16 protein-coding genes are annotated in these 22,888 nt (G+C 36.6%); 5 read left to right on the top strand and 11 right to left on the bottom strand.

The window, feature by feature from the left end:
- Positions 1 to 111 precede the first annotated feature (111 nt).
- A complete protein-coding gene (gene cynS / locus D1868_RS06205; protein ID WP_156006597.1) occupies positions 112 to 561 on the bottom strand; it encodes a cyanase in 450 nt (149 codons plus the stop codon).
- A 242-nt stretch (positions 562 to 803) separates the two neighbouring features.
- Here cynS and D1868_RS06200 point away from each other — a divergent pair, with 242 nt between their 5' ends.
- A complete protein-coding gene (locus D1868_RS06200; protein ID WP_156006595.1) occupies positions 804 to 1,604 on the top strand; it encodes a BtpA family protein in 801 nt (266 codons plus the stop codon).
- A gap of 788 nt (positions 1,605 to 2,392) precedes the next feature.
- Positions 2,393 to 3,931 carry an amino acid permease gene (locus tag D1868_RS06195; protein ID WP_156006593.1) on the top strand — a complete coding sequence of 513 codons (1,539 nt, stop codon included), beginning with the start codon at positions 2,393 to 2,395 and terminating at the stop codon, positions 3,929 to 3,931.
- A 104-nt stretch (positions 3,932 to 4,035) separates the two neighbouring features.
- Here the strand turns inward: D1868_RS06195 and D1868_RS06190 are convergent, their stop codons facing one another.
- The 5 genes from D1868_RS06190 to D1868_RS06170 form a co-directional block, all read right to left on the bottom strand.
- Complete coding sequence (locus tag D1868_RS06190; protein WP_156006591.1) at positions 4,036 to 5,892, bottom strand: APC family permease; 1,857 nt, start codon at positions 5,890 to 5,892, stop codon at positions 4,036 to 4,038.
- A gap of 236 nt (positions 5,893 to 6,128) precedes the next feature.
- The gene (locus D1868_RS06185) at positions 6,129 to 7,457 is read right to left on the bottom strand and encodes an aspartate aminotransferase family protein (RefSeq protein WP_156006589.1); all 1,329 of its coding nucleotides are present in this window, start codon (positions 7,455 to 7,457) and stop codon (positions 6,129 to 6,131) included.
- Between the two features lie 108 nt (positions 7,458 to 7,565).
- Positions 7,566 to 8,804: an MFS transporter gene (locus tag D1868_RS06180; RefSeq protein WP_156006587.1), complete on the bottom strand. Its 1,239-nt coding sequence runs from the start codon at positions 8,802 to 8,804 to the stop codon at positions 7,566 to 7,568.
- Positions 8,805 to 9,246: 442 nt separating this feature from the next.
- Complete coding sequence (gene cpsA, locus D1868_RS06175; protein WP_156006584.1) at positions 9,247 to 10,428, bottom strand: carboxypeptidase CpsA; 1,182 nt, start codon at positions 10,426 to 10,428, stop codon at positions 9,247 to 9,249.
- Between the two features lie 597 nt (positions 10,429 to 11,025).
- A complete protein-coding gene (locus tag D1868_RS06170) occupies positions 11,026 to 11,694 on the bottom strand; it encodes a phosphorylase family protein (protein WP_156006583.1) in 669 nt (222 codons plus the stop codon).
- A gap of 441 nt (positions 11,695 to 12,135) precedes the next feature.
- Between D1868_RS06170 and D1868_RS06165 the strand changes: the two genes are divergently transcribed.
- On the top strand, positions 12,136 to 13,071 hold the full coding sequence (locus D1868_RS06165; protein WP_156006581.1) for a dipeptidase: 936 nt from the start codon (positions 12,136 to 12,138) through the stop codon (positions 13,069 to 13,071).
- Positions 13,072 to 13,129: 58 nt separating this feature from the next.
- On the opposite strand, the gene D1868_RS06160 is transcribed toward D1868_RS06165, so the two are convergent.
- The gene (locus tag D1868_RS06160) at positions 13,130 to 14,956 is read right to left on the bottom strand and encodes a S53 family peptidase (protein WP_156006579.1); all 1,827 of its coding nucleotides are present in this window, start codon (positions 14,954 to 14,956) and stop codon (positions 13,130 to 13,132) included.
- 297 nt (positions 14,957 to 15,253) lie between these two features.
- Positions 15,254 to 17,017: a glutamine--fructose-6-phosphate transaminase (isomerizing) gene (gene glmS / locus D1868_RS06155; RefSeq protein WP_156006577.1), complete on the bottom strand. Its 1,764-nt coding sequence runs from the start codon at positions 17,015 to 17,017 to the stop codon at positions 15,254 to 15,256.
- 34 nt (positions 17,018 to 17,051) lie between these two features.
- On the opposite strand from glmS, the gene nagA reads away from it, so the two are divergent.
- Positions 17,052 to 18,170, top strand: coding sequence for an N-acetylglucosamine-6-phosphate deacetylase (nagA, locus tag D1868_RS06150; protein ID WP_156006575.1), 1,119 nt, complete (start codon positions 17,052 to 17,054; stop codon positions 18,168 to 18,170).
- A 114-nt stretch (positions 18,171 to 18,284) separates the two neighbouring features.
- On the opposite strand, the gene D1868_RS06145 is transcribed toward nagA, so the two are convergent.
- From D1868_RS06145 to D1868_RS06135, 3 genes are read right to left on the bottom strand one after another with little or no spacing between them, the layout of a single operon-like run.
- Positions 18,285 to 21,161 (bottom strand): alpha-mannosidase, encoded by a 2,877-nt coding sequence (locus tag D1868_RS06145; protein WP_156006573.1) that lies wholly within the window; start codon positions 21,159 to 21,161, stop codon positions 18,285 to 18,287.
- 58 nt (positions 21,162 to 21,219) lie between these two features.
- The gene (locus D1868_RS06140; RefSeq protein WP_156006571.1) at positions 21,220 to 21,675 is read right to left on the bottom strand and encodes a hypothetical protein; all 456 of its coding nucleotides are present in this window, start codon (positions 21,673 to 21,675) and stop codon (positions 21,220 to 21,222) included.
- 34 nt (positions 21,676 to 21,709) lie between these two features.
- Complete coding sequence (locus D1868_RS06135; protein ID WP_156006569.1) at positions 21,710 to 22,570, bottom strand: ABC transporter permease; 861 nt, start codon at positions 22,568 to 22,570, stop codon at positions 21,710 to 21,712.
- Positions 22,571 to 22,699: 129 nt separating this feature from the next.
- On the opposite strand from D1868_RS06135, the gene D1868_RS06130 reads away from it, so the two are divergent.
- Complete coding sequence (locus D1868_RS06130) at positions 22,700 to 22,888, top strand: hypothetical protein (RefSeq protein ID WP_156006567.1); 189 nt, start codon at positions 22,700 to 22,702, stop codon at positions 22,886 to 22,888.

The following is a 22,888-nucleotide window of genomic DNA, read 5'->3' as shown; positions in this document are numbered from 1 at the left end:
TTTCTGTCTTTTTAGTCCACGTATACATTAATACAAAAAGTACTTAGGCAATAAAGCACCTCCTTAGTATTCATTTACGAACTTTAGGAAATATTCTTCAGATTTTTATTTTCACCATTTTGCGTATTTTAGCCATTTTCCATTGAACGTTAGTATCATTCTCTCATTTCCCTTTTCATCTGTTATCTTCCCCACATCTATAGTTACGTCTATCATGCTCATTATTCCATCACCAAACATTTCATGTGCAACATCTTTTATAACTGGACCGTACAACAATACAGCCTCATAAAGTCTGTAAATAAACGGATCTGTAGGAGGCCAAGGCTGTGCGGGTGTCCTCATGGGAACCTCCATCAGTATTTCCTTATATTCAGGAGGTAACTCTAAAATCTTAACCAATTTCTCAGCCTCTTCCTCAGTAGCTTGTCCATAACCATATAACAACATAGCAGTATAAACCGGACTCCTAGCAATCATCTTCCCTAACTCCTCCCAAGTTAACTTCTTCTCCCTTTTTCTCTGCAACATAAATTCTCTAGCCTTAGACTTATCTAGCATAGAAGAAATTCCTCTAACCTGGTAATTAAATATTACTTCCATAACGGATTTAAAGTATTTAATCACGTGTGGTGAAAATATACTAAGCAATTCAAGATAAGCCGAAATAAAGAAGAACTGAAAGTTTATTTTCCAATACTTGCTCTCCGTATCGGTAAGTAGTCGAAATAAAGAAGAACTGAAATTGTGAGGATCAGGGGTAAGCGGGGTAAGTATAAAATTAAAAACTGCTAATGATCTCTATGCTAACAAAACTATTCTCAGAAACTCCTTTCATAATAGGCATGATTCACTTACCTCCTCTTCCAGGTTCACCTTTCAACAAGCTAAGTCTTGATGATATTGTAGAATACGCAATAAATGAGGCAAGAAAATTAGAAGAGGCTGGAGTTGATGGAGTTATAGTAGAAAATCTTGGAGACTATCCTTTTTTCAAAGATTCCGACATACCACCAATTACTGTTGCTTCAATGTCAGTTATAGTAAGGGAGGTAAGGAGAAATTCTAAGTTAAAAGCTGTAGGTGTAAACGTATTAAGAAATGGCTGCGTTCAAGCCTTCTCAATTGCCCACGTTACGGGCTCCCAGTTTATAAGGTGTAATGTTTTCATAGGAGCTTATGTAACAGATCAAGGTATAATTGAAGGTAAGGCTGCTGAGGTATTAAGGCTTAAGAAGTTCCTAAATTCAAACGTAATGATAGCTGCAGATATCCACGTAAAACACGCATATCCTCTTTACAACTTGCCTATAGAACTTGCGGCTCAAGACCTAGCAGAGAGAGGAGGAGTAGACGCCGTGATCGTTTCAGGGCAGAGGAGCAATATTCCACCAGAGTTAGAAAAAGCGAGGAAAGTTAAGGAAAACGTAAACTTACCCGTAGTTATAGGGAGTGGAATATCTCTAGATAATTTCAGGTCTTACTGCAAGGTGGCTGATGGGCTGATCATTGGGGAGAAGGACTTTAAGGAAGGAGGAATTATAGGAGGACCGAGTAAAAAGGAGGCTTATGAGATATTAGTTAAGGAATGTAAGAGGAAGTAGTAGTTGAGCAATATATCAAGTATCACTAAATACAAGGAGCAAAACCCTCTCAACTTTTCATTATGAGCCTAAGCGGGAGGTAATAGAAATCCTAGGAGCACCCTTATCTGCTATAACTATTACTTCAGCTTCCATCTCACCTAAGCCGTACTCATCCCTTAGAACTTTGTAATACATTAACTCTTAACCCACTTCAAAGGGTAAGTCCGATAAGTTTATCTTTTCTCTTATGACCTCACCTTTCTCGTTGACGTTAATTACTGCTAATACCAGATGTAGAGGCTATCTTCAGTAATTTCTCGCCTTTGTAAGGGTTGTCGAAGAATATATGGCTTCATGAATCTTTTAGATGGATAAACGGCTTTTAATCAAATTAACAGGTATTATAAAATCCATGGAAGAAAATATATGGTCTAATGATACGAATTATAACTTGTTACGCGGAATTTTATGCTGTAAAACTTTCCAAAAGTAACTGGACTGTTATATTTGAATTTATACAAAAAATAAAGAGCTTATGAGCTTTCTGAAGTTTATCGTTTATCACTATTTACAGCATTTCCATTATGACGAGATAAGATGTTAATCATCTTATCCTTGAAAATTTTCTAGTTATTAGGTGGTTTACTGGAATATTGTTCAAAAAATCTTTTAAATTATGAGAAAGTAGTTAGATTAATACCTTTATTTCACACTAAATTTTATGATATTTTTAAAGGAGGTGTTTACAGTATAATATGAATTTTTTTCAGTGAATCTTTTTATACGCGAGTTAAAAAATTATATTTATGGAGAAAAGAGGTCCCTTCTTAAGGGAGAGTTCTGGTCTCGTTAGAGAGTTTTCAATATTAGACGCTATGTGGTTTAATATTTCTCTCCTAGGTTTTCTCTTCTCGATGTACTACGTAGCCTCAACATCTCCTCTAGTAGGAGGAAATCCAATAATTGGTGCCATATTGCCAACGATAGGGTTCTTTTTTGTAGGCTATACATTTTCTTATATAGGATCGAAAGTGCCTAGAACAGCTGCCGACTATGTATATGTAAGTAGGTATTTACATCCCGCATTAGGATTTGTAGGCAACGCTGGATATTTTGCCGCAACAGTATTCATGTTTATGGGCATATCCGGGATAACGTTGCAGACTTTCGGTCTAATTCCTTTATTAGATATGTTAGGATTTTACAGTCATAACCAATCCTTAATACAGCTAGGTGCTACTATAGGTAGTAATCCGTACTATATCATACTAATAGGAGGGATAGAGATTATTTTGATGGGACTTGTACCTTTATTCGGTAATAAGGTCTATAGAGTAACTCAAGCAGTTATAATACCTTTAGTTTTAATAGCTGCAATAGTTATGATAATTATCGAAGCAATAGTACCGAGTAACATAGCAACGACTAGACTAAACGAATTCCTTTCCTATTATAATTCATCTGTCAGTCAAATATTAGCTTCTAATGTTACAGTCCCCTCGTTTACATCTTTATATAACTCCATATCATTAAACCCGGTATATGTAGTTGCTTTTTCATACATAATAAATACCGTTTACATAGCAGGTGAGGTTAAGAACGTTAAAAAATCGCTCTGGACAAGCATACTAGGTACTCTAGTTATAAGTTCAGTATTAATGACTTTATCTGTCATCCTAGAGTACAATCAATGGAGTTATAATTTAATTTCGAAAATAATGAGCTTGTCGGTTTCGGGACAATTCTCTGCACCTACACCGTACCTAGACCTGCTAGAGGGTATAGCCAGTGGTAATGAATTTATAGCGGCGTTCCTAGCGTTAATAAGCTTGATACAGTTACTAATGTATCTGATAGCTGCGTCCTTTGTAGGATCAAGGTTATTACTATCATATTCTATAGATAGGATTCTGCCTAATTTCGTATCAGAAGTTAGTGAGAGAACTCATGTTCCAAAATACGCTGTACTCCTTAGTACCATAACAGGTTTAATAGGTTTAATAATCTTCGGCCTACCTGTGACATCTGCCTTTGCGTTTGTTCTTTCTAGTATAGCTGTAGCGCTTTTACTACTCTTCCCTATGACAGTAGTATCTATTGCTGTAATAAAGAAAAGTAAAGAGGCGATTCCGAGATTGTTCGCAGGAATATCTATTCCTTATTTACTCTTCACTTTATATCAATACCTTACAGTTCCTGCATTGGGTGCAAACACGGTGTTAGGTTATGCGTTATTAGTTGGTACTATAGTATTTCTACTGGCAATATTTTACATCTCAAAGTTTATAAGGAAAAAACAAGGAATAGATCTTAATTTAATATTTAAGGAAATTCCACCTGAATAATGCCTCGAGAATAGAAGTCGTTCCGAGAATTTAGACCAGAAATCAATATTTTATTCTATAAAAAATACTAAAAAATTTTAACTTAAAAATATTTCAATATAAAATTATATTAAACCTTTCATATTGTCTATTATTTCCTCAATAGCTTTTGTTTTAATTCCGCTTTTTACTGCAATATAATGGAAAAACAGACCTATAATTACTAGTACTATTAGATCCTCAGGAAACGGTATTAATACGTCAAGCCCAAAACTACCGAAATAAGATAGAGCAAGAACACTAAGTATTAGCGCTGGCATCCACGCTCCTGATTTTATTTCTTGTCGTGAAGTAACACTCTTTAGATATATTATAACCATATCTGAAAATACCAAAATACTCATTATTATTAAATAAATTATAAAAGCAAATGTATTACCCACGCTTAATCCGTTAGTTACCATGAAGAAATAAAGATCTAGAATGCCAATTATAAATGCGTTAGCTACACCAAGCAAAGTAGCTAATCTAACTGATATATTCCAGTTTCTTCTAGCATAATATCCGAAAAATATTGGAAATCCTGCAAATATTATGGTGACGACTTCAAACAAAGTAACGAAACCGGCCCAGTATACTATAAGTAGAGCTACAAGAGTAGAAATAGGAGAAAGAATTCTAGCTAAAGGCAATCTATAAGGTCTATGTAGTTCTGGAGCTTTCTTTCTTAAAACCTCTAAGCCTATTCCACCCATGATATATGTGAACACTGCTGCTGAAGATACTATTCCAACTAATGCTATCCATGCAGGGAAGGGAAGAAGAAATATCCCACCTAATACTGTAACTGTTATTAAAGAAATTACAGGGACCCTAGTTTTTCCTATTTTAAGAAAGATTTCTGGCAAATATCCATTTGAAGCTAAACCATAAAGTACCCTAGTTCCAGTACCCATGCCAGTTACTGTAGTGCCTGCTGGACTTACTGCTGCATCTATCAATAATAGTATTGCAAAGGCATCAAAAAGTAAAAGAATTGGGCCAGTAACGCTTGAACTTTTAGATATCTCGTAAAATGGACCTGACGATAAGGAAGAATACTGCAACCCTGTCCAATTTCCGACTTTCACATCAATAGATGACCAATTTATGGCTCCTATAAACGCAACTTGAAGTAATGTATAAAGAACTATAGATATAAGTAACGCGCCTACTACTGCAAAAGGAATATCTTTAGACGGATTCTTAGCTTCTCCTCCATATTCTATAGCTTGCCTAAAACCTGTATAAGCAAAAATTATTCCAGCAGCTGGAATGGCATAAAGAACAGAAGACCAGCCTGAGAATCCAGATGCTAAGTATTGAGAAGGAGGAAAGAAGCCATTAGCGTAAAAATTTGAAGGATGAAAATCAAATGCTAATAGCATAATTACTGTTAAACTTGGTATTATTAACTTCCACCATCCTACACCATGTGCAACTTTTCCAACTAACCCAACTCCTAGATAATTTATAATAAAGAAGAAAAATAAAAGCCCATAGGCTAGACCAAGTCCAGTAGTAGTTAAATGACCATTAATAGTCAATGATGGAAAAAGGCTACTTAAATAGGTTACAATAGCAGTAGACTCTATTGCTGGTACAGTAGCTCCTGCAGCAAAATACGACCATGCAATAATATAACCAACTATACCACCATGTGTATAATGAGGATATCTTACTACTCCACCAGACTTTGGTATTGATGAAGATATTTCTGAATAAGTCAAAGCTATAAATATTAACAGGATTCCTCCTATTATCCATGATATTATTCCTGCCCCACCTGCATATGCTGCAGTGTATAAAGGTGCAAATAACCATCCAGAACCTATTATACCTTGTAATGAAAGAAAAAGAAGTTCTAATCTAGATAATGTTTTTCTCAACATTTTATCCGATTTTATTCCTAAATCTGCAGCCTGTGCCTTAGAGCTTTCCATAAATGACAAACAAAAAAATGATATTTATATGTAAATTTCTAATTTCTATATATAGACAATTTAATATTATTATATAATGCTTGAAATGTTTAAAATATAAAAATTAAATGCCGCTTAAATACTTATAGGTTCAGTTAAGTAACTTCCTTGGAAGAGAATTAAAGTTATTTTAACGTTAAATGTGAGAAGCTTGCACAATATTAAGATACCTTAGGGCTTCAGTTTAATTCCAAAACTTATTGGAAACTAAAAACACTTCTTTTCAATACCTCTTCAAACACCTCTAAACCTCTATATAAGAGCTCTTTAGGTATTGTGAGGGGTGCCATAAACCTCAGTACGTTATTATATAAACCCGCCTTATACATTATCACACCGTTCCTCAGTAATCCCTTAATCATACCTTTAACAAAATCCGACGCAGGATTCTTCTTCGCGTCAGAAAACTCGACCCCTATCATGAACCCTAAACCCCTAACATCAAAAGAACCTTTATAATTATCCTCCATAATCTCATTGAATTTTTTCTTAGCGTAATCGCCCAAAGATACAACCCTCTCCAATATTCCGTGAGATTTAATGTACTCTATCGTAGCCTTCCCCACAGCTAAACCTAAAGGATTACCTCTATAAGTTCCTAAATGAAAAGCTTGAGGAAGCTTATCCAAATCCCTTTTATAAGCGACAAGAGATAAAGGGATCCCCTCTCCTATACCCTTAGCTATGGTAACTAAATCAGGGACAATGCCCTCCCATTCATAAGCCCACATCTTACCAGTCCTACCAACACCGCTCTGTATTTCATCGACTATAAGTAGAGAACCGTATTTATCAGCTATCTCCCTCAAGCCCTTCAAGAAACCCTTTGGTGGTACAATATACCCTCCTTCTCCTTGAACTGGTTCAACCAAAATTCCGGCAACATCGTGAGTCCTAACTTCATGCTCGACTAAACTCAGTATTTCATTTAGGCAGTCCTTAAAGGGGCATCTATACTCGTAGGGGTAAGGGATTGTTATCACGTTATTATCATAATAAGGTTGGAACTTCTTAGCTGGGGGATATGTGGTAAAGCCCAGAGTACCAGCAGTTATTCCGTGATAAGCGTTATCGAAGGCTAAAATAAGCCTCTTCCCAGTATTCCACCTAGCTATTTTAATAGCAGCTTCTACAGCATCTGCCCCGGTAGTTGTAAAGAGTATTTTGGAATCGAAGTTAAGTGTCTCTCTTAAAGCCTTTAAGAAGTTGACTCTGACCTCTGATGGGACCTCCACGAAGTGCCAGTACTTTTCAATCTGGTCTTTTAGTGCCTTAACTATTTCTGGATTTCTATGTCCTAAATTCACTACGGCAACACCCGCAAACCAGTCGATATAAACGTTATCATCTACATCAATTATAGTCGAACCCTTAGCTTCCTTTATTGCGATTTCAAAGTATTTGGGGTAATTTAAGGCTGAGGTCTCCATCTCCTCTTGCATTTTAAGTATCTCCTTAGATTTTGGACCGGGTGGAGGGACTACTATTTTAGGGGCTTCTAAGATACTACCATCCAAATTTTCCATAAAAAGGAATTGAAGACCTAACTTAAAAACCTTGTTCACGTTTGCTCTAGTCAGATCGATATAACAATTAATATGTTTGGAATATATTGTGTAAAAAGTCTTCCTTTTTTATGTGATTCTAACTCCCTTAGTCTCCTTAACTTTTGTTAGAGACACTATTGATATCAGGATCACTATTAAGGCGTAAAGAGGATATAAGGCATAACTTACACTCCCTAAAAAATCAGAAACATAACTTGCTGGACCACCTATAAATGAGTTGCCAAATTGATAAGCTGATGAAGAACCACTGTACCTAACGTTGGTCGGGAATATTTCTGAAATTAAAGCGGCTAAAGGTGAATAACCCAATCCGTGGGCTACGCCATAAAGTGCTATCATTGCTACTATAGCAGCCTCGTTATGAATATAAAATGACGGGTATAAGAGGATTAGCCCTAATACATTAGAAACTATAAGCAGTGCTTTCCTCCCCATAATGTCTGATAATATACCGCCAACAAACACGAATATCGAGTCCATTAAACCCATTAATAGTGTTGCAAAGAAGCCCAATTGTAATGGTATCATTTTTAATGACTCCATGATAGTTGGAACTAGTATTGCACCAACGTAAAATATAGTTCCTAAAGAACCGGCTAATATAGTACCTATTAATACCTCCCTCCAGTTCTTCTTAAATAACTCCTTTGCTGGAAACTGTAGAATCTCTTTATTCTCCTTAGCCTTTTCAAAGGCCTTAGTTTCCTCAACTTTAAGCCTTATTATAAGACCTATAACAGCCAATAGGAATGAGAGTAAAAATGGTATCCTCCAACCAATACTTAGCATGAATGTTTGGGAAGTTGTTAAGGAGAGGATTAGGAACAGTAAACTTCCTAAGATTAGACCTATTCCCACAGTTGTTTGTACAAAGGAAACCCAGAAGCCTCTCCTACTATCAGTGTTCTCAGCCATTAATAGTACAGCTCCTCCCCACTCTCCTCCTAACCCAAAACCTAGTATTAGCCTGAAAACCACTAACAAATAAATTGTAATTACACCTGCTTGTGCATAAGTTGGTAACAACCCAACTAAACCGCTTGCTATTCCCGATGACATCAACGTTATTATTAACATCTGTTTCCTCCCTATCCTATCACCGTAGTGACCGAAGAACAGTGCCCCTACAGGTCTTGTTATGAAACCTAGCGCGAAAACTAGAAATGTACTGAGCAATGCTACTGTTGGATTTGTGGGTGGGAAGAGTTCTTTTGAGATATAATATGCCCCAGTACCGAATATAAATATGTCATACCATTCTATTATTGTTCCGACCATTGATGCAATTATTATCGTGTTTTTCATAGATTGATAATACTGTTTAGGCTAAATAAACTTTCCAAATGGGATGTAATAATTAATAACACGTATAAAATAATGCATTATCCATTGTGAGTTTACTTCTATCATAAAAATTTAAAGATGATAGAGCCCAATACCACTCCTAGTCCAGAATCAACCGTGTATGAGTCAAATAGAAGTGTTTTCTTTGGGTGGCATATATCATTATTTACTAGCACTCCTACTACTGACAACCGTCTACATGAAAACTTGTTCCCAAACCCTAGTCTAGTTATGATTTCATACGCTATATAAGGCCTATAACAAGTTAGTTAAGTATAATTCTACATAATCTAGAGTATTTTAGTGCTTTACCTTCTCCGTCACTATGCATTTTTAGCTGTTGGCTTATTATGACCTCTAGGTGAAAGTATGAAGCATCAAAAACGAGGTTAAAAATTTCCCTTCATTTTTTATTCGTGAAGTGTATAGCTAAAGCCGCATGAGCTAATGCACCTAACTTTAACACACTCTCGTCCACACAGAACTTAGAACTGTGGTTAGGATACACGCATCCTTTCTCTTCATTTCTAGTCCCTAGGAAGAAGTAAGTACCTTTAGCTTTTTGCAAAAATCTCGAAAAGTCCTCTGCACCTAGAATTGGTTCCGTTTCCTCAACTTTAGATATTCCACTAAGGATTTTCATTACCTCTTCAGTAACCTCAGGGTCATTAACTGTAATAGGATACACATCTTGCATGAATTCTACCTTACATTCTGCATTATAAATACTGCAAATGGATTCAACTATCCTTTTCACGTAGTTTAAGGCCTTCTTTCTAACGTTTTCATCCAGGCTTCTTATTGTTCCCTCCATTACAGCATCGTCTGGAATTATGTTATCCTTAGTGCCTGAATGTATCGACGTTATAGAGATCACAAAAGGTTGAACTGGGTCTATTTGCCTCGCAGTTATTCCATAAATCGCGTTAGCAATTAACAATGATATGTAAATAGGGTCTATTGTCTCATGAGGAGCTGAACCGTGTCCACCTTTACCGTGAACGGTTATTTTAAAAGCATCAGGAGTCGCCATTATAGCCCCTTTTCTTGTGGCGAAAACTCCTGCAGGGTATCTTGATGATATATGAATACCGAAAACGTAATCTACACCGTCCATTACTCCAGCCTCTATCATAGGTTTCGCACCTCCTAAACCTCCATCCTCCTCAGCAGGTTGGAATATGAATCTAACTTCTCCAGCTAACATGTCAATGTTCTTTACTAATAGCATCGCTGCACCTAGCAACATTGCAACGTGAGCGTCGTGTCCGCAAGCGTGCATCACTCCTTTGACTTTGGATTTGAAGGGTAAATCAGTCATTTCCTCAACTGGTAGTGCGTCCATATCAGCCCTTAATGCTACTACCTTCCCTGGTCTTGACGTCTTCAGTATTCCAACAACAGCTGTAGGTAAGCCTACACCAGTTCTCACTTCTATTCCAAGTTTTTTGAGAACTTCACTTACTAATTTAGCCGTGTTATATTCTTTGTAAGAAAGTTCTGGGTACTCATGAATTTGTCTTCTAATTCTTATTATTTCATCTTCTATCTCTAACACGTCGTTTTTTAATTTTTGTAAATTCATAAAACATTATTTCTCTTTTCTCTTTAAAAACTTCTTTCCTAAAAGGAAAGTAAGTAAAAATGCAAATAGCAGTATCACAAGTCCAGCTATTAACTCAGGGATTAGTAACATGTTGAGAATTATATAGGTTTGGGATAAAAGGGTCTTTCGGTGTTGGTAAACACAGTAACCTAGTTATCCTATTAGCCTGCATTTTGAGGTGTTTTAGATCATTTGTTGATGACAACTTCTTCTAACTACGTAAGAGTGAATTTATTTATACAGTTGGAGGATATTTCTGTCTTATAGGTGGGATCACTCCAAAAATTAGCATATAGTATCGTTATTTTTATAAATTGTTTTTTGAAAACTTTCCTTTATGCTAAACCTAGTAAATGTAAATAATTCAGTTTAAACGGTTCTTCCTTTAAATGTTAATCTCTAATAATTACTGATAATGAAAGTCGGATTATAAGGTTCATAATAACCAGTTGAGAAGGGCAAGTGATTTAACATCAATATGGTTTGAGAAGATGTTACGAAACTGTCTTTTGCCGAGAGAGAAAGGTAATTACGATACGATAAATTAACTTTAAGACTTTGTAATTCTAAAGAAGTTTACTCACTCAAGTCTATGTTAGACATATACTGAAGTATAAGTGGAGCGTCAGCAGAGTAAATGCTCTCATAGTCGATCCAATCTTTTCCTTTACAGTTAGCTAATATGACCAGTGAAACTGCTCTTACTTTCTTAAGCCTCGAAATGAGGAATAGGGTACCGGTTTCCATGTCTATTGCATCGTCATTGGTTATATGGGATTCAGCATAGAAATCATCACTCTGGAAAATAGAGCCATAGATTACATTTCTTCTCCGCTCTTTAAGAAACTTATAGAGACCGAAGGCAAGTTCTAGATCTGGAAATAGAGAGGGAATAATATCGCCTCTGATCCTTTGGTACAGAGAGCTTTGAGTGTGGTGTGATACTCCTAGTGGTATTAGATATTTACCAACATTACTACACTCAATTGCACCAGCTGTTCCATACCTTAAAATCACTTTTGCTCCGTTCTGGATTAGTTCTTCAAGGATTAATGCTAACGATGGCCCACCTACGCCGTGAGATGAGATTGCAACTGGTGAGTTATTGTAAAGTCCTATATGGATAGTATAGCCCCTACTCCTTATTGTCTTTACGACTTTCATGTAACGTGAGATTAGATCTGCTATTTCAGGTTCCTCAACTAAGATCACTTTTTCAGGAATTTTCTCGTTTAATACTAGCATTATTATATGTGGTTGTTTGTGAATATTTAATATTTAACTAGGCTTGTTTCATTAAAGTCTTAAATCAGAAATTCATAGATGTTACTACACGTGGTATATTGGCTTTCTAAACGCAGGGCAAATCTCTTCTTTTCCAAGTCTTTCTGTCCTCTTAAGGGTCTCTGCTTCTTCCTCGCTTAGCTTTGGTGTCTTAACCATTTCGCCCTTAAATACATTTATGTAAGGTTACACTTATAGCGAAGGACTTGTCTTATTTCATTTGAGTTTGGAGTCACTATCAGAGTAAAATTTGTTCTAAGTTATTTAGTTATGCTTTACGTTCTTCTAGGGTAATAGCGAGATATATCGTTGTCTAATGTGGACTTTGGTTTGTAGTTTTCCGGCTCAGGGCTTGTTGCTTTTAAATTTTTTTTTTTTTTAGTAGATTCATTGGTGGTAGTGGTGAAATTAGTAGATCTTCATGAGGATTTAGCTTATTCAAATCAGATGAAGGTTGATGTAATAAATGGTAATGTTCAGTCAAGCATTAAAATGCTTAAGGAATTTGACTCATTAGTTTTTGCTTCTATTTTTCCTCATGTTGAAACTTTAGATGAGAGAAGCGAGTCTTTGACTTCACTTTACGGTACTCCTACTCATAGTACATATTTCTCCTTTGACTTATTTATTGATCAGGTTAAATTTTATTATTATCTGGACAGAAGAGGTTTCGCTAAAGTTATTAGGGATAAGAATGATTTATCTAGTAAAGAAGTGAAACTTTTACTATCCCTAGAGGGTGCTGATGTATTAAGAGATTACACTGATATTTACATATTAAAGGAGCTTCATATTTACAGTTTAGGTTTAACTTGGAATTATGATAATAAATTTGCCTCCTCTTGTATGTCTAAGAAGGATTATGGTTTAACGTCAGAGGGTGAGGAATTAGTTAAACTTGCTAATTCCTTGGGTATTATAATTGATTTAGCTCACGCAGGTAAGAGAACAGTTATCGACGTATGTAATTTGAGTAAAAAGCCAGTTATAGTATCTCATGCTAATGTGAAGAGATTAAAAGATCATAAGAGGAATTTAGATGATGAGGAAATAGAGGCTATTGTTAAAACTAATGGAGTTATAGGAATTACTGCTATAGTTTCCACTTTAGGGAAAGGCGATATAAATTCCATCATAGATAATATAAAATATATTGGGGAATCTTACGGTTGGGAACACGTGGCAATAGGAACGGACTTTCTGGGAATAAGTGAAGTTCCTAGAGGGTTTGAGAATATACTGAAAGTCAAGGATTTAGCTAAGGCTATTGAAGGTCATGAGGAAGAGGTTCTGTGGAAGAACGCTTATAGAGTCATAATGGATAATTTAGGCACGTAATGTGGCTATAGAAGGAAGACGGAAAAATAAAAAGAAAAATTTATCTTTCTTCTCTATATTAAGAATAAGTTACTGTATAAAACAATCTAAGGTCGTATACCATTGCATATGCATTATAAGTTCCTGGACCAGTGACAAAATTCCATCCGTAATGAGCTGGCGTCGGATTATTACCTGAGGTTATAGGTATCCATGCTTCCATTCCCGTAATTATGCCTTTAGGTGTTAATATACTTCCTGAGTAAGATATGTGATAGAGTATAGTGTTTAGGTCTCCTAGTCTAACTCCAGTCAGTGCTATCATGGCAGCAGTCATAGGAGCAGCTCCACTAGTTCCGTACCACAAATACAGTTGTCCTTGATATATTAACGGTAATCCGAAACCGAACTCTACTATATTGTATCCGCCAGCTGATACGAAAGCTATATCGGGATAAGTCCTTTGAATGGTCGGAGTGAAAGGTATGAGGGATGTTAGTTCGAAGTTCTGGACTGGGAATACTACACTAATTCCTCCAGTACTATAATCCCAGCCAGAAATGGATTGCACTTGACCGGTAGATGTAGCATTAACGAAAATTCCACCAACAGCCGTGACATATGGATCGCTCTCAGGATACCATATAGTATTGTAGACTCCTATAATGAAATTAGGCGGGGGATGATCGCTTTCAAATCCCCAGTCTCCTGATGCAGCTACTACAGAAATCCCTTCATCAACTGCTTGCATCATAATATTATGTATCATCCATAACATAGCAGGATAATAAGCGGCTAAAAATGACTCCGGTACTGATACAGAGATGGAGATCACGTTAGGGTCAATGTAGTTAACCATGTAGTAATATTCATAATAGTAGTTAAGTAAATTACCGACTAGGGCTGGTCCTCCAACGTATCCGTTACTGAACACAATGTATACGTCAGATGCAGGGGCAAACACACCAGACCACTCTGCATCTAGTTCGTTTTCTCCGGATTGACCTGAGGTGGTTACATTCCCTAAGTATATTACGTTTAACCCTCCAGTTCTCGGTACTATATCAAATTCTTTCCAGAATGTATAAATGTCGTCAGCATTAACAAATGATTCGGGAACACCTTCTATTGCTATCTTTGTACCTTGTCCAAGGTATCCCTCATTATACAACTCAGTGAAATTAAAGTAATCCGCTATTGCATTGGGCGTTACCAAAACGCTGGAGACTAGAGATAAGTTATTTAAATTTGGACTATCAATTTCTAAGTTCCAAGCCTCTTTAATTACCGGATAAACCTTGGGGTCTATACTGTCAATGCCTACAATACCTACTATGTATTTACCTACGTTGTACGGTAGAGATGGGGTCACATTATTAGAGAAATAGTAGAAGGGTCCCACATTTACAATTCCCGGTAATCCGAACCAGTAAATATTCTTTAGAGGATAGTAATATATGTTTATGTAAGTGTTAAACGCTTTCTCTATTTCCCCTACAGTTCCTTGGAAGGTGAGAATTAGCCCGTAATCACCGGTGAAATTAATTCCGTAGGACTCTAAATATTTTATTAGTTCTTCTTTATACGACTGAGAAGGATAAAATTCGTTTCTAAACTGTGAAGGTGATAGGTAATTTGCTTCATGGTTAGAGATTTCGTTAGTAATAGAAGTTAATTTCTGATAATTAGTGAAGTTTAACAAGATTGCGATAGGGAGTGTGTAATTCTGTGGTAACGGTTGAACATATATTGAACCTGGTAGTATTGAATATTGTGGAGAATTGTTATAGATATAATAGACAGAGCCGCCATTGTCTGCAGTTGATAACAATGGTGTTACAAGTAAAATTACAGCTAAAAAAGATAGAAAATATTTCCTCTTTAGAGTAGTAATATTTACTTTCATCACTAGTCATATTGGAATTATCTTTTTTAATTTTAATACTTTACGTATTAATTAATAATCTTAGAATACAAAATATTTATGAAGGACTTAAGAAAATTAAAAATCGTTTATGTAAAATAGCATCGGTAAAATTTCCGCTATAAATAAAAATTCACGATTGTTATTTAAAACTTAATTAAGGAAAAGCTGAGTAATTGAGAAAATTGTTTAATGTTTTACCACATTTTGGTAAAAGGAATATTAAAAGCATTAAATTTAGCTTCAAGTGGTTAAAAAAACAAGCTTAGTTTTTAGATTTCAGCTAACGACAGCCTTTACAAGACCTGGTGGAGTATCTATCGGCAAATTCCTTTTCACTCCTAATTTGTAGGCCATAAGCTGAAGTGGTATAACATTTGATATTGGGCTTAAATCTCTTGAGGTTTCCAAGCTCTTAATATCGCCTTCTGGAGATACGGTTATTACTGGGCTACCCCTATCCAAAACTGATCTTATAACCTTATTATATAGGTCATCGGCTTGTGCTTCAGAGGGTTTAACAATCACTATTGGATATCCTTTATTAGTTAACGCAATGGGACCATGAAGGAGTTCACCTAACTGTATACCTTCAGCGTGCGTCAAAGCTGCTTCTTTGAACTTCAAAGCTCCTTCAAGAGCAACTGGAAAGTTTATTCCACTACTCGTTATGTAAAGGCTCTCTTTTTCAACTTTCGAGATTACCTCTTCCGCCTGTCTCTCCATTTGGGGTAATCTGGAAAGTAAATTCTTGGAAAGTTCCTCCAAATTCTCCTTGAACTCATTAATATCTTTCCTATCCTTTTTTCCTGAATTTAATCCAGTATATATCGATAGGGTCCTGAGCACAACTAATGTTGAAGTGAATGTTTTCGTAGCAGGGACAGCTAATTCTGGTCCTGCAGTAATGGGAAGATATATGTTAGATTCTAAGGCTAGTCTAGATCCAACGGAGTTTGTTATACCTACTATTACAGCACCTCTCAGTTTTGCCATCTTAACGCTCCTTATTACGTCAGAGGTTTCTCCACTTTGACTTATTGCAATTATCACAGAACCCGTGCTAACGTTCTGTAATGCATAGTAAGGAAATTCTGCAGCACTTACCACGTTAACGTTTATCCCAACCTCGGAGAAGTAGTAAGAGGAGATAAATCCTGCATGTAAACTAGTCCCGTTTCCTATAACATAAACATTTTTAGCACCGTAAACAATCATTGCTGCCAAACTTAGGTACTTCTCCATTAGTGACGAGAAGGAACTAATGAGGCTTGACGGTATGTCATAAATCTCCTTTAACATGTAATGAGGAAAACCTCCCTTTTCAGCAATTTGTTCTTGATATTTAACCCTCTTAGTTAAAGGAGTAACAAGATTATAATTCACGTCGTAGACTTTAACGTCTTCTGAAGATATCTCTGCTACTGAATTCTCAGGAATGATTAGGGCGTTTTCTGCAAATCCAGTCAATGAGGGCAAGTCACTTGAAATAAACTTACAATTTTCTCCTAAGCCTATTACTATTGGTTGACCTGCTGAGGCAACAAATATCTTGTTTACTCCTTCAACTAAAAAGGCAAAAGAGTATATTCCCCTTACTTCTCTAATAACTTCCAACGCGGACTTTACATAGTCCTTGCTTCCTTCTAAGAGGTGTGGAATTACTTCAGTGTCTGTCGTAGAAACGAACACGTGTCCTCGCTTAATTAGTAGTTCTTTTATCTTATCGTAATCATCGATTATACCATCCATAACTACGGCTATCTTTCTTTTACAGTCTAGTAAAGGATGAGCGTTATCTATAGTAGGCCAGCCTCTGCTAGCATATCTAGTGTGTCCTAATGCTACAGTAGATCTATCGCTTATATTTAGGGGTGTTTTAGATACGTTACCTAAAATTTTCATAACGTTCAAAGTTAGATTGTTACCAAGGTAAGCAACCCCCGCACTGTCATAACCTCTGTAAATTAATCTTCTCAATCCTATGTTAATGAGTGAAACATCCTTAGGTTCTTTACATATGAAGCCGAAGATTCCTCCCATAAGTTTTATACTTTATCTAAACACTTTAAACATTATGAAGATAACCAACATTAGAATAATTACTCCTTATAAGGACTTCTTAGGGACGATAGAAATAGAGAGAGGAATAATAAGAAGGGTTATTGAGGGTAAAGAAGAAGGGGAAGACATGAAAGGTCTTATAGCAGTACCGGGGCTTATTGACATTCACACACACGGCATAGGAGGGTATGATTTCACATCATGGAATTCTGAAGAGGAGTTTCTTAACAATTTAACTAAAATGAAAGAGGAGTATATAAAACATGGAGTTACCACATTTCTACCCACCACTGTCACGCTTCCGAAAGAGGTGCTTTTAGAGGCTTGTAAGGCAGTAGGAAAAGTTCAAGATGATTCAATCCCCGGTATGCATTTAGAGGGGCCTTTTATAAGCGAGAAATATGCAGGAGCTCAAGACATCAGGTATATACGTGCTCCAGACCTTAGTGAGGTTAAACAATGTATGGAACTTAGTAGGAATAAAGTGAAAACCATTACCTTAGCTCCTGAGAAGGGTCTGGAGTTCATAGATTCTTTGGTAGCACTAGGTATACACGTGTCTATAGGACATACAGATGCTGATTACGAAATAGCTTCAAGGGCATTTCTCTTAGGTGCTGATCGTACAACCCATATTTTTAATGCTATGAGACCTCTTCACCACAGAGACCCCGGGGTAATTTTAGCCACTATTAATTTCTCACCATTTGTGGAAGTAATCCCAGATTTCATTCATGTTGATAAAGAATTGATCAAGTTTCTGATAAAGGTTGTAGGTGAGGATAGATTGGTTAGTGTTACGGATTCTATAATGGCAGCGGGATTAGGGGATGGTGAATACAGTTTAGGAAAAATGAGTATTACCGTAAAAGGAGGTAGGGCTTTAACGAAGTTCGGAAAGCTAGCAGGAAGTACTTTGACCATGGACAAAGCCTTCGTAAACCTGGCTAGTTTGGCTGGACTTCAAGCTGCAGTAAAGATGACTTCTTATAATCCAGCTAGAGCAATAGGCTTATCAGATAGGGGTGTAATAATGCCGGGTAAAAGAGCTGATTTAGTACTACTCGATGAGAAGTTGAGAATTGTAAAGGTTTTCGTTAAAGGTGAAGAGGTCGAGGTGTCTAAGTACTGAGACTTTTAAGGAGAAAGTCTCGTCAACTGGAGTCGAAAATAATACATCTACTCCTTTCGGTCTACTCTAGTATCTGGACTAGAAAGAAACTCTCACTCTTGAAAACTGCTAACTTCACGTCACTTTAATGCTTATTATTTGATAGTTACGGTAATCAAATTCCAACTTCTCCCCTTCAACTCTGATGTCTTTCGAGATAGTATTTTCGAGTATATTAACAAGCTCAGCTTCTCTGGGTTTAAACCACAGCTCTGCCTCTCCTTTTCCTCTTTTATTTAGTATGTTGTAAAGCCTCAAAACTAAACCTTTACCGTCCTCAGATTTCTTTATTGCCTCCAATATCAGGTTATCGGGACTAACCTTAATAAAGCTCTTTTCACCACCTTTACCTTTTACGATCCTCAATGGATAATTAAGTTCGTAAGCCCTCTGATATACCTTAGCTTCTTTCCAATCTCCCTTATGAGGATAGATAGAGTAAATGAAAGTGTTGGTTTCTATGTCAGTAGTATAGTCAGGGTAAATAGGAGTCTTAGCTAAGGAAATTCCCACATTACTACCTTCCACTGCAGCACCATATTTTCCGTCGTTTAAAATTGCTACACCGTAGTCGTCCTCAGATAGGTCTAACCACTTTATGAAGGGTACTTCGAACTTTGCCTTCTCCCAACTAGTGTTTTTAGTTGTGGGTCTCTTTATTACGCCATAAGGTATTTCGAAGGTAGCTTCTGTTACGTTTAAATCGAAGAAGAACCAAGATTTCAGTAACAGCTCTCTGTCAAACATTTGAACAGTAGTCTTAAAGTCTACTCTCCTGCTTTTTGCGTATAGGCAAATATCTTGTGTTATTCTTGAGTTTCTGAAAGTATAATTAAATCTTATACACGCTCTTAAAGGTCCCTTTTCCCTGACTTCATATTTCTCTGCATTAATTTCGAATTGAGTATCCTTATAAGAAGGTTCAATATCCCATGCGTCAGCCCAACCCGGTATATTTTCGTAGATCACGAGTCTATTAGAAGGTGCTTTCAGTACCTCTCTTTGATTTTCTTTATCATAGATTGAGATAACTTTACCTTTTTCATCTAAGACAACTCTCAAGTACTCGTTTTCCATCGTAAGTCCATCTACTTTTACTGGATTTACATTAACAATCTTTACCTCAGAATAACCTACAGAAGGTACCTTAACCCTCACAAGGTAACCGTCCTCCGTCTTTTGTGATCCTTCTATGTAAGTGTTTAGAAACACGTAATCTTCTCTATCCCATGATAGGGAATTGAAGACAATTAACTTATCTCCCTCACCGACGAGTCTCTTCATAGAGCTAAAGGATATTTCCTCTGCTTCCCTGATTACCTCTTCAAGCTCGGGATAAACGGTTTCGTAAACATCCTTTATTGCTGATCCAGGCAAAACGTCGTGGAACTCGTTCTTAAATAATATCTTCCAAAGTGCTTTGAACTTTTTCTCGTCATAGTTCTCTGCAATACTCGACCAGATCTCAGCCTCCCTTAACGCTACTTCAGCTTTTCTATGAAGATATTTCATCCTGGAGTGAGAAGTGTAAACTCCCCTATGGGTTTCTACATATAACTCTCCGTTCCAGCTCTCTTTAGCCTCGTAATTTGGTAAACCTTTAAACTCCACGTTAGGTAGTGATGGTAATTCATTTATCACTTTACCGTAATTAATCATATCCTCTGTGGGACCTCCTCCTCCATCTCCATAGCCGTAAGCGTAAAGTAAAGGTTGCTCCTTGTCCTTCCAGTTGTTCCATTGCTCTAAAACGCTCTCCACGGTGAAATCGGAGTTATATCCACCCTTTCCGTTCCCAAAAGCGACTGCAGTAATTTCACTTCCATCAATTCCTATCCACTTAAACACAGAGTAAGGGAACTTATTAGTATCATTCCAGAACACCTTATGGGTTGCGAAAAGTTTTATTTTAGCTAATCTCATGAGTTGTGGTAATTGAGCAGAAAAGCCGAAGGTATCAGGTAGCCAGAGAACGTCAGCTTTCCTCCCGAAGTTCTCTATATAGAACTGCTGTGAGTAAAGTAGTTGTCTTGCAATAGACTCACCTGAGGGAAGGTTTGCGTCGAACTCAACCCATCCAGCTCCTAAAATCCACTTTCCTTCCTTAACTTTTTCCTTTATCTTGTCAAAGAGAGATGGATAATCCTCTTTTATCCACTCGTAATACAATGCCATGCTTTGTATGAAGCTGAAATCATATTTTTCCATTAGACTAAGAACTGTTGAAAACGTCCTTGCCACTTTCCTTCTTGTCTCGTCAAAGTTCCACAGCCACGCAGTATCAATGTGTGCATGTGCTATTGAACTAATAGTTCCAGTTTTTCCGAAATATTTTCTTAGTTCACTCATCTTATCCCTTAAGAACTTAAGTGCGTCATCGTAGTTACCAGTATACTCTTGGTACTTCATCTCCTGAGTGAAGTCCAATAGGTGTTTAGGGAAATCCCTCCAATACCGCGATGCTAAAACTAGTTGTTGCCTGGACACGGAGACAAAAGGAGCTAAGGACAAGGCATCGGTCAATATCTGGAGCAATTTCTCTCTTAAATAGCCTTGACTTAGTTTCGCCAGTTGAAAGATTGTGTTTGCGTATATCCAAAACTCGTATGCTGATTTATTTCTCCTGAACGTAACTGGAGTTCCGGGATTGATCTCTACCCTCTCACCGAACGCCTTAAAAGGAGAGAAGTGGACTTCTATTCTGAGTTTACCTAAAGGTAAGGGGAATGTATTGTGATAGTCGTCAAGAGCGTAATAGGGCTCGGAGTTTAACTTTACGAGTGCTGAGCCTTGATAGTCAATAACCATGAGGTATCTGTCTTCATATTTATTTTCGAGTTCCAGTGAGTAAGTAGAATGGTCTATAATATTCCATTGAGCATAATTAATGTCATAAAAAGAGTTAGCTAATATGTAAGAAATCCTAGTCAGAATTTCGCTCTCTTTTCTCATTAGGAAATGTAGTGTCGTTTATGCTAATAAGAGTTGCCTCAAGAAATAAGGCCACGTTCTATTGTAGTCTATTTAACTCACTCCTAAACACGGGGTCGTTAACGTAAAGTTTCGTATAAACTCTATCTACCACACCATTAAAAATGACTTCTCCGTTATTTAATCTTATATCATGCCAGGTTACTTCATATGTATTTGCTTTCCTTATTATTGAAAATAATCGCGAATATAATTCTTCATAAAACCTTTTCATAGTGTTCTCTAATATTTCCTTTTCTCTATTCCTTAAATACACGGACTGATTATAAAATATAGACTCTAATACTTCACTCATCCTTAAGTTTCTTCTTTCTCTTTTCTTCACTTCAGAAAATCCCTCTTCGAGATAGTATATTAAGGCTTCATAGGGAATTGGTTTCACTTCACCTGAACTGAAGCCTTGTCTTCTTTCTTTTATTAACAATATTCTATCCTCTTTATTACTAAGCTTGTCCATAAAGTAAGCATCTATCATGATATTATTTACAACGTAAAAAGGGATAAGCATTTTATATCTTCCTCAATCTTGGGTTCGAGATCTCGTCAATACCGTAGCTTAACATTATCAGGCCGAACATAAACATTACTACGAAGAATGATGGCCAGAATAAGTACCAAAATGCTCGGTTACCGTAAATTCCACCGTCTTGTAGTGCCTCGTTAATCATCACTCCCCAGTTGTATTGGCTTACTGGTAATATTCCTAAGAAATACAGTCCAACAGAGGCGTATAGTGCTCCCTCCACGTTAAATATGAAATGTATAGCGATATAAGAGGCAATAGTCGGCATTATCTCTCTAAAGATTATGTGGAAACTTCCTAAACCTAATATCCTCGAGACTTCTACATATGGTAGATTTTTCATAAGGAGAATTTGAGACCTTACAGATCTCGCCAAACCAGTCCAACCGCTTATGCTCAATATACCAGCCAGGATGAAGGGATTTGTAGTCTTCAACGAAGTGGCAAGGATGAGTATAAGGATTAAGCTCGGCATCGTCATGACTATATCGTTAATTGACATTAGGATATTGTCCACTATACCTCCTAAGTAGCCTGATATCATACCTACGATTATTCCAATGAGGGTTGTGAAAAGACCAGTTAAGAAACTTATTTCTAATATAAACGGAGCACCCCATACTATATCCCCTAAGATACTGTCACCTAATGGCCCCGTCCCAAGTAAATGTTCTAAGTTTAGACTAGGTGGTCTAAAGACCATGTTAGGATTAACGTTGACAACTACGGGCTTGGGTACTATAATCGGTCCGACAGTGCCCAGAAGAATGAAAAACACGGTTATTATGAGTCCAACCTTGCCCTTGTTATTCCTCCATATGAGTTTAAGGTAATTGAGAAACTTCATGTAAATAAAGATCAGCTTTGAAATTTAAAAACTTAAACAAATTTGCAGGTAAAAACGAAGGACAAAGTGATAATATATCTAATTTCCAATGAAAAATTTAATTTTCAGATGTTGGGATAGATATACACTATGACAAACGAGTATAGGGGTCTAATGGCTTTTGGTTATATATTCCTCTTCTTGTCCTTATTCTCCTTAATATTTGACTATAAAATTCTATATCTAGATGTAATTATCTTCTTCACCTTAGGCATTTCAGTATTTGCTATAGTGTATTCAATTTACAAGATAAGGAAAGAAGCTAAAGGCTCTTTATGA

Source organism: Stygiolobus azoricus (assembly GCF_009729035.1).
In the GTDB taxonomy this organism is placed as follows: Archaea; Thermoproteota; Thermoprotei_A; order Sulfolobales; family Sulfolobaceae; genus Stygiolobus; species Stygiolobus azoricus.
The sequence above is the reverse complement of the archived record's forward strand: the minus strand, read 5'-3'. Positions and strand labels throughout refer to the sequence as shown.